Source organism: Pyxidicoccus fallax (genome assembly GCF_012933655.1).
Taxonomy (GTDB): domain Bacteria; phylum Myxococcota; class Myxococcia; order Myxococcales; family Myxococcaceae; genus Myxococcus; species Myxococcus fallax.
In genome coordinates this window covers 1-1,969 of sequence record NZ_JABBJJ010000670.1, presented here as the reverse complement: position 1 = coordinate 1,969, position 1,969 = coordinate 1, and the positions used below count along the sequence as shown (strand labels likewise).

The 1,969-nt window shown below is 70.4% G+C and carries 2 protein-coding genes and 1 pseudogene; 1 reads left to right on the top strand and 2 read right to left on the bottom strand.

Translation table 11 applies throughout. The annotated features are described in order from the left end of the window. Positions 1 to 570, bottom strand: a pseudogene (locus HG543_RS53345) (tetratricopeptide repeat protein); the annotation flags it as partial. Between the two features lie 315 nt (positions 571 to 885). Between HG543_RS53345 and HG543_RS53340 the strand changes: the two are divergent. Beyond that, positions 886 to 1,296 carry a response regulator gene (locus tag HG543_RS53340; RefSeq protein WP_169352632.1) on the top strand — a complete coding sequence of 137 codons (411 nt, stop codon included), beginning with the start codon at positions 886 to 888 and terminating at the stop codon, positions 1,294 to 1,296. Positions 1,297 to 1,303: 7 nt separating this feature from the next. Here HG543_RS53340 and HG543_RS53335 read toward each other — a convergent pair whose 3' ends face one another. Continuing rightward, the gene (locus HG543_RS53335) at positions 1,304 to 1,630 is read right to left on the bottom strand and encodes a PilZ domain-containing protein (RefSeq protein ID WP_169352631.1); all 327 of its coding nucleotides are present in this window, start codon (positions 1,628 to 1,630) and stop codon (positions 1,304 to 1,306) included. Positions 1,631 to 1,969: the final 339 nt, after the last annotated feature.

Sequence of the window (1,969 nt, the reverse complement as noted above, 5' to 3'; positions counted from 1 at the left end):
GGGCCGGGGCGGGGGCGGAGGCTCCTCGTCACCGAGCGCCATGGGCTCCGGCACGAGGAAGTCGTTGCCGTCGAGGACGGGCATCTCCCCGGTGGGCGTGCGCAGGGCGGGCGCGCCGGGCACGCGGTGCAGCTCCACCAGCCCCCGCTCCAGCAGGCCCTTGAGGACGACCTTCACCTCGATTTCCGGCAGCCGCGCGGCGCGCGCGAGGTCCGGCACGGGCTGCACGCCGTCGATGAAGGACGCGATGTGCGCCTCGAAGGGGTGGAGCGGCTGCAGCGCGACGTCCAGCCCGGCCCGGAGGTGCGGCACCGTGTGCGCGTCCATGGGCACCGTGAAGCGCGCGGTGGCCAGGTCATGCGGCGTGGGCCGCGCCGCGGGGGGGAGCGGCACCTCCAGCGTGCGCGTGCGCTGCGGCGGCGACAGCATCGCCCGGACGATGGTCGGCTCCTTGACGACGTACTCCCCGCTGGCCTGCTCCGGGTCCAGCAGCAGTCCGCAATGGCCGCACTGGAAGTCGGTCGCAGCCACCTTCCCCTGGCACTCGGGACATTCCTGGTTCGCAGCCATTTCAGACCCATCATAACGACCCGGGTCCCCCGTCGTATTGACGGCTGGGTGCGATGACTGCTTCATGGGCCTGTGAGTCTGGCTAATTCCCGAGCAGCCGGGCGTGCGTCGGGACACGACGTGGGAAGTGGGGCAACCGCCCGATGTCCGGCTTACGTACAGGCGGTGCGGGGCACATCCGACAATCGTCGTAACCACCCTATTGCGTGGGGTGCTCTCGGGGCTATACCGCGCGCCGCGGGTGGCACGGGGTATCCGGGGTGGTGCCGTCCCGCGAGCCGTACCGCAGTGGCCTAGAGTCGCGTCCGGAGAACCATGGCTGGCAATTCCCAGGCACCCTTCCACATCCTGCTCGTCGAGGATGAACCGGTCATCCGGGAGCTGGTGCGCTCGATGTTGAGCGACGGCACCGTGGACGTGGTGTGCGCGGCCAACGGGCTGGAAGGGCTGAAGCTGGCGAAGAGCGAGACGTTCCACCTCATCCTGATGGACGTCGTCCTGCCGCAGCTCGACGGCATCTCCGTGTGCCGCATCCTCAAGAGCGACCCGGCGACGGCCGGGGTGCCGCTCTACATGCTCACCGCCAAGGCGAAGAAGTCCGACATGGAGAGCGCGACGGCGGCGGGCGCGGATGGCTACATCCACAAGCCCTTCCGCGGCGCGGAGCTGATGGCGCTGGTGGAGCGGCTGCGCGCGGCGCGGGCGAAGAGCGGCGAGCCCGCCTGAGCGCCCCTCAGGGCAGGCGCGGGTGGAGGAAGCGCGCCAGGGCGATGAGGTCGTCCCAGTCCAGCTCGCCGAACTCCAGCGCCACGCCATCCACCTCGCGGCGGCGGATTTCGCACTCGACCACGACTTCGCGGTCCCCGGGCAGCGGCACGGCGATGGTGAGCCGCCGCGTGGTGTCCGGCGGGTGCGCCTGGAGGAAGAGGCCCGCCATGGACACGTCTCGGGCGCGGACCGTCACCGTGCGTCCGGACAGCAGCACCTTCACGGGGATGTCGGCCTCGACGCGCGGGTGGTAACGCTCGACCGTTCGGGGACCGCCAGCGGGAGTCATCATCGTTCCCTCTCCTCTGCGTGCGACAGGGTGCGACAACTCTGAGGCACGGGGGCGAAGAGGCAAGTTTCCGTCCGCCCGGGCCCCGTCTCGCTGGACGGACCCGCCTCCCGTTCCGTGGAGCGCGCTCCGGCTCCGGGCAGGGGGCATGTGCCTGGGATTGCTGGGGTTTCGAACTGGCACGCCGGCTGAAAAGGGCCTCCCGCGACTCGACGCAGGAGACTGCCCATGGACCGCGACAACCGGATTGCCACGCCGAACATCACCCACACCGTCCAACGCCAGACGCCGAAGAACGAATTCGGGGCGGTGCTGGCGAGGGCCGCCCAGGAGGTGTCTCTT

Bases quoted from the DNA above. Each gene is read 5' to 3' on its own strand.
- HG543_RS53340 (WP_169352632.1), top strand. From the start codon at position 886: ATGGCTGGCAATTCCCAGGCACCCTTCCACATCCTGCTCGTCGAGGAT.
- HG543_RS53335 (WP_169352631.1), bottom strand. From the start codon at position 1,630: ATGATGACTCCCGCTGGCGGTCCCCGAACGGTCGAGCGTTACCACCCG.